At 63.6% G+C, this 5,264-nt stretch carries 6 protein-coding genes; 3 read left to right on the forward strand and 3 right to left on the reverse strand.

The genetic code is table 11. From position 1 onward, the window contains the following. On the forward strand, positions 1-697 hold a 697-nt coding region (locus MLGJGCBP_RS46535; protein ID WP_201453092.1), incomplete at its 5' end, for a hypothetical protein. A gap of 142 nt (positions 698-839) precedes the next feature. Here the strand turns inward: MLGJGCBP_RS46535 and MLGJGCBP_RS46540 are convergent. Beyond that, a complete protein-coding gene (locus tag MLGJGCBP_RS46540; RefSeq protein WP_160096984.1) occupies positions 840-1,427 on the reverse strand; it encodes a hypothetical protein in 588 nt (195 codons plus the stop codon). A 270-nt stretch (positions 1,428-1,697) separates the two neighbouring features. Here MLGJGCBP_RS46540 and MLGJGCBP_RS46545 point away from each other — a divergent pair, with 270 nt between their 5' ends. Next, positions 1,698-2,915, forward strand: coding sequence for an SHOCT domain-containing protein (locus tag MLGJGCBP_RS46545; RefSeq protein ID WP_160096978.1), 1,218 nt, complete (start codon positions 1,698-1,700; stop codon positions 2,913-2,915). A gap of 75 nt (positions 2,916-2,990) precedes the next feature. Here MLGJGCBP_RS46545 and MLGJGCBP_RS46550 read toward each other — a convergent pair whose 3' ends face one another. Further along, positions 2,991-3,761 (reverse strand): CPBP family intramembrane glutamic endopeptidase, encoded by a 771-nt coding sequence (locus MLGJGCBP_RS46550; protein ID WP_160096980.1) that lies wholly within the window; start codon positions 3,759-3,761, stop codon positions 2,991-2,993. 79 nt (positions 3,762-3,840) lie between these two features. After that, the gene (locus MLGJGCBP_RS46555) at positions 3,841-4,215 is read right to left on the reverse strand and encodes a hypothetical protein (RefSeq protein WP_236581717.1); all 375 of its coding nucleotides are present in this window, start codon (positions 4,213-4,215) and stop codon (positions 3,841-3,843) included. A 597-nt stretch (positions 4,216-4,812) separates the two neighbouring features. On the opposite strand from MLGJGCBP_RS46555, the gene MLGJGCBP_RS46560 reads away from it, so the two are divergent. Continuing rightward, complete coding sequence (locus MLGJGCBP_RS46560) at positions 4,813-5,211, forward strand: MobC family plasmid mobilization relaxosome protein (RefSeq protein WP_236581718.1); 399 nt, start codon at positions 4,813-4,815, stop codon at positions 5,209-5,211. Positions 5,212-5,264 lie beyond the last annotated feature (53 nt).

Genomic DNA, 5,264 nt, shown 5'->3' on the forward strand with positions numbered 1-5,264 from the left:
GGAGGCGGTGCCCGAGGCTCCGATCGCGGAGGCGGTGCCCGAGGCTCCGATCGCGGAGGCGGTGCCCGAGGCTCCGATCGCGGAGGCGGTGCCCGAGGCTCCGAAGGCGGAGGCGGCGGAAGAACCTGAGCTAACTCCTGAGGAGGAGCTCAGAAGATTGATCGCGGACCAGGCAGCCGACCAGGCGCGGGGCGATGTGGGATTGACCGATGTCGAGCCAGGTCTCGACAACATTCTCAACCTCCCCGAGTTCCAGAGCGCCATTGCTGATGCGTCTGACGCTTTTGCGCGCTTGCAGAACATCGAGAGTCCAAAGAACATCGCGGGTACCCCCGGCGGCGAGCCGGCCACGAGCGGCTGGTCCGGCGACAAGATCGGAGCCACCGAGCAGGCAGGAGTGGAGGGCGCTGAGGCCGGCCACGAGACTGCGCCGCACCCGTTTGACCCGCCCGACGCAGAAGGTATGTATGAGAATTCCCATTCTGAACGGCAGAAAGCCGCCGGTACCAGCGATCAGATCTTCGCCTCGTCGAAGGTGATGTGCCCGACGTGCCAGGACTGGTTCTCGCAGCGGGCGGGCCTGGAAGCGATGCCCCAATTCATTGGCGATCCATCGGGAGTGCACGTGTTCATGCCTAACGGCAGCCATAGCCTGATTCCGCATCCATCCGGCGCGGAAACGATGTTCCGTCGTTGACCGTGAAGCGATGCGGACCACGACACGGATGGCTCCGTGCCTAGATTTCGAGAGGATCATCTTTCTGCTGGACCGTCGTGATGCAAATGAACCGCTGGGCACCACCGGTGTGTGCACGACTTGCTGTGTGGCGCCCTGAGGATTACCAGAGCGTGAGCGGAAGTCCGGCGGATTCGGCGAGGTGAATCCGCAATTCGATGCTGTCGCGTCCGTCGCCGTTTGCGAGTCCAGCACGGACGGCGGAGGCGACGGCTCGGGTGCGCCCGGCGGGACCGCGAATGTCGGCAAGTGGACTGGCGAGGTTCCGCCGACGCAGGTAGTACTCGGTGCGGTTGACGGCGTTGGTGCCCAGGCGCATGTGGTGTGGGTTGACGCACCCGGCGAAGTCGCATTGATGGCACAGCACCGCGTCATCGGCACCGGACCACCCCAGTCTTGGGATCACTCCGTACTCGAGCTGGTAGGCGAACAGGTGCGCGGGCACGGTGCCACGTCGAGACGTGCCGGGCAGGCTCGCGGCCCGGAAGGAACCGTGGCCAGTTGATGAGACCCCGGCCAGCCACGGTGTGCATAGGTTCCCGGCACGCTGATAGCGCTTGGCCTCGAACCGAGCGACAATCGTTGGCTCCGAGAGCCACGATCGCCACAACCGTGCAGGAACGCGAACCGGTTGAGGCTGCCCGATCAGAGCGAGCTGCTCGTCCTCCGCGTGTGACGAGGGAATGGGCATACCCGGGAGCGGGGAAATGCCGCTGGTGATGCTCAGGGTGTCCTCCACTCAACCGGTTCCGGGTGCTGTTACCGGCGAGAGTAGAACCAGGGACCGACACGGCAGCCATCGTGCGCATAAGGGTGATCAGTGGCGTCTCAGGGTCTGCAACGGGAACGCCCAATTACGCGATGTACTGTTTCGACCCGCCGAAGAAGTAGTCAGGAACCGCAGCCCACGATGTCATTGCAGATTGCCCCCTCCGTCAAGCGCCGGACCGCCGACAAATGGGTGGAGGCACTCGCCCGCCATCTGTATCCGGGTGAGATCGCCTGGGCGGTGGCGAGCACATCGGCCATGTATCCACCGTGCGATGGCCTCGTCATCACCAATGCCCGCCTACTCGCTTTCACCGGTCGCGATCTCAGCGCGACCGGACCGAAGAGCGGCGTGGACGCGGACACTATTCACCGCTTCGACTTCACCGCGTACGGATCCGCGAAGACCTTGGTAGTCACCACACGGTCTGGCCAGCAGATGTCCTTTGGCTCCATCCCCGACGAGGACGTGCCGTTCATTAGCCACTACTTGCACCACCTCGTAGCCGCAGGGTTCCCCGCGGGCATGCATGCGGCGGCCGACGCTCAACGCGCCGACGCGCAGACACGTATCGATGCGGAACGTCGAGCTGCGGGAGAACGGGCCGAGACCGCACGAGGGGAAGCGGAAGAACGCGCAGAGGCGCAGCGGCAGGCCGTTCAACAGCGTGCTCACGAGAAACAACAGAAGGCACTACGCCGAGACGAGGAGCGAGCCGCCGCCGCCGAACAGAAGGACCGAGAGCAGCGGGCGGCGGAAGCGGAACGGGAGCGAATCGAGGGCCGACGTGGGCGGGTCGAGGTATTCGGCCCGAGGGTGACGAAGGCGGCGTGGCGGTATCTCGAACAGCATTCCCATGCGGATGAGTGGCCGTGGTTCGTCGTTGTCAGTGACTCGATGGGCGGTGTCCTTGCTGCGTTCGAAGATCGACTGATGATCGTGAAGACCGGGAGTTACACCAGCTTCATGGCCGGCTCACTAGGTGGGGGTCGAGTGACGACGTTTCCCTACACTGAGATCACCAACATAGAGTTCAACGGCGGAATCGTGAACGGTGTTCTGGAGATCCTGTCACCCAGCTACCAAGGCAGCGCCCAACACGACTTCTGGCGTAACGCGAACAAGTCGCGGAACAAGGCTGCGGACGATCCGTACACCCTGTCGAACTGCCTGCCACTGGGCAAAGCGTTATACAAGCGGGCACTTCCACGGCTCAACGAATTGCAGCGCAAGATCGCCGACAGCAAGCGACCCAACTTTGTAGTCCAGGTTCCGACACTGCCTCAGTCGGGTAGCGCGGGTGGTCTTGCCGAGGAACTTCGACGCTTGGCGGATTTGCACGCGGAGGGCGTTCTGGATGTTGACGAGTTCGCGACGGCGAAACAGGCGGCCATCCGAAAGTATAGCTGACACGAGAGTCCCGATAAACGAGTGCCCCGACCCGCGACCGAAGCGGGACGCTCGTTGCGTGTTGTTGTCGATGGCCTACACGACCCAGCTCACCATGATGATCGCATCGTAGATGCCGTGGGCCATGATCGATGGCCAGAGCGATCGTGTGTAGAGCGCGAGTGCAACGTAGACCACGCCGCCGATGAACGCCGAAACGACGTTGCCGGTACCGAAGTCCGAATGCGCTAGCGCGAACAGGGCGGTGGATGCGGCAGCGGTGATCGCGATGAGGATCGTTGCGTGCGGCCGCCACCGGTGCACGATCAGTGGGAGGCTACGGAAGACCACTTCCTCGAAGAGGCTTGCACCGAGAAACGACGCTGCAAGCGCGCCATAGAGGCCGAGAGCTTTCACGTTCGCAAGCCGAGTTTCCTGCGCGGCAAGCTCTGCGGGATCGACTACGGGAAAGGACTCGCTGATCAGCACTGAGAGGTAGTGATAGTCCAGAAATGCGAGCACAGTGGGAATGAGCACGATCCACACCAGCTGAGTGCGCACCGCTACTTGTCGATCCCGAATCCGTACCGGCCCGAGACCCAGCCAGCGGAATCCGCGCACGAACTCCGCGCGGACACTCCATGACGGCCCCAGTGGAGGAACGTTCTTCACCAGGAACGCGGCCAGGGCGAAGATGATCAGTGCGCCGAGGACTGCCGAGATTGGGTGATCGGGAGCAAGGTTCGCCGCCCATAATGTTCCCAGCAGCGGTCCCGCAAGTGTGATGAGGAATCGCTTATCGCGCGCGCTAGCATGGCGGTCACCTTCGGATGGTTTGTCCTGTTTGTCGATCGCGGCATCGCTCATCGAGATCCCCCCGAAGTGATGAACATGAGCGTGCCACCGACACATGCAGTGTCAGTGGCACGATGGTGTGAGACTTTGGTCAGGCCGACGCTGCGAGGTTGTCCTCCGCCGATTCGGGTGCGGTGGTGACCGCTCCGCTGTTGGTCGGTGTCACCGCTTCTTTCTGGGCGCTCTTGCGGGGCCGGCGTTGCGGTCCGCGTCGGCTGGGCTTGCTGTCGTCGGCCTGCCACCGTTTCAGATCGGCCTCGCTGAACCCGGCGCTGCGCGCGACGGCGAGTGCGTCGGCCAACGCCTTCTTGTTCGCGGCGTCGGCGCGGGCGAATTCTTCGCGGGTGTCGGCGAGAGTTTTGTGTGCTGTGGCGACGACGCGGATCGCCTGCATCTTCTTCTCGGCTTCTCGGCGGATCTGTTCATCGAGGGCGGCGAATTCGGTTTCCAGCGGCTGGGTTTCCATGGGCTCGATCGTATAGACGTCGCGCGCGAATCTCGAGCCGTACACGCGGCCAACCGCGTGAGGTGCGGCGCGTTCGATTCTGTTGTCCCCGGGTGGGTGTCCGGGTAGGCGTTGTGTGCACACGACACAGCGGAGCGGAGAGATGTCGTGTGTGCCCAATGCCGTTAAGCCCGGTACCCACTTGGGGATAACTCCCCCGCTGTGACGTCGCGTTGGACGCGCGGAGCGCGGCCCTTTGTCTGCCCGTTCGGGCGCCGGCCGTCCGCAAGTATGGAGCGCACTGGTCCTCGTGTGGATGCCCGAGATTCCCTGTCCCGCTCCGCTCGATCTCAGGCACCCACAATCGGGTCCGCATCACAGGTGGGGCGGCCGGAAAACTGCGCAAAGGAACTCGCTGCGCTCGTCCTGTGCTTCTTTCAAGAGCGGGCACACGACGCAGGCGCTGCGTGCCGACGGATCGAACCCGGTGGAGCAAGATGGAAACTTAGGTGCCCTAAGTTGGGGTCAGGTCTGGACGCTGTGCTCTGGACCTGAGACACTGTCGTGTAGCCCCACGTTGTGGGGGCGCTGCGCTGGGCCGAATGACGGGGGACGACGATGAGCGATGAGACCGTTGATCGTCCGCGCCGGTTCCGGCGTGAGCGCCGTGCGAACGTCGACGGTGGTCGGCATGCTCGGCACGTGGTGAAGGTGACTCCCGAGGAGGAGTCGGCGCTTCTGGCGAAGGCGCAGCATGCGCGAGTGAGCGTGCCGCGGTTGCTCGTTGAGTCCGCCCTCGCGGAGCACTCCGAAACCGCATCTGAGCGGCGTGAATTCGCGGAGCAGTTGTTCGGTGCGTTCCGCTTGCTGTCGGCGATCTCGATCAGCGTCAACCAGATGGCGAAGGCCACCAACGCGACCGGTGATCTGCCCGAGAATCTCGGTGTCACGCTCGGTGAGGTGCGCCGGGTCGCGATGCGAATCGATGGCATCTTGCAGGAGTTCGACGCGCGATGATCGTGAAGATCACCAGTGGTGAGAAGATGACCGGCCTGCTGTCGTATCTGCAA

This window comes from Rhodococcus sp. T7, from assembly GCF_009872365.1.
Taxonomy (GTDB): Bacteria; Actinomycetota; Actinomycetes; order Mycobacteriales; family Mycobacteriaceae; genus Rhodococcus_F.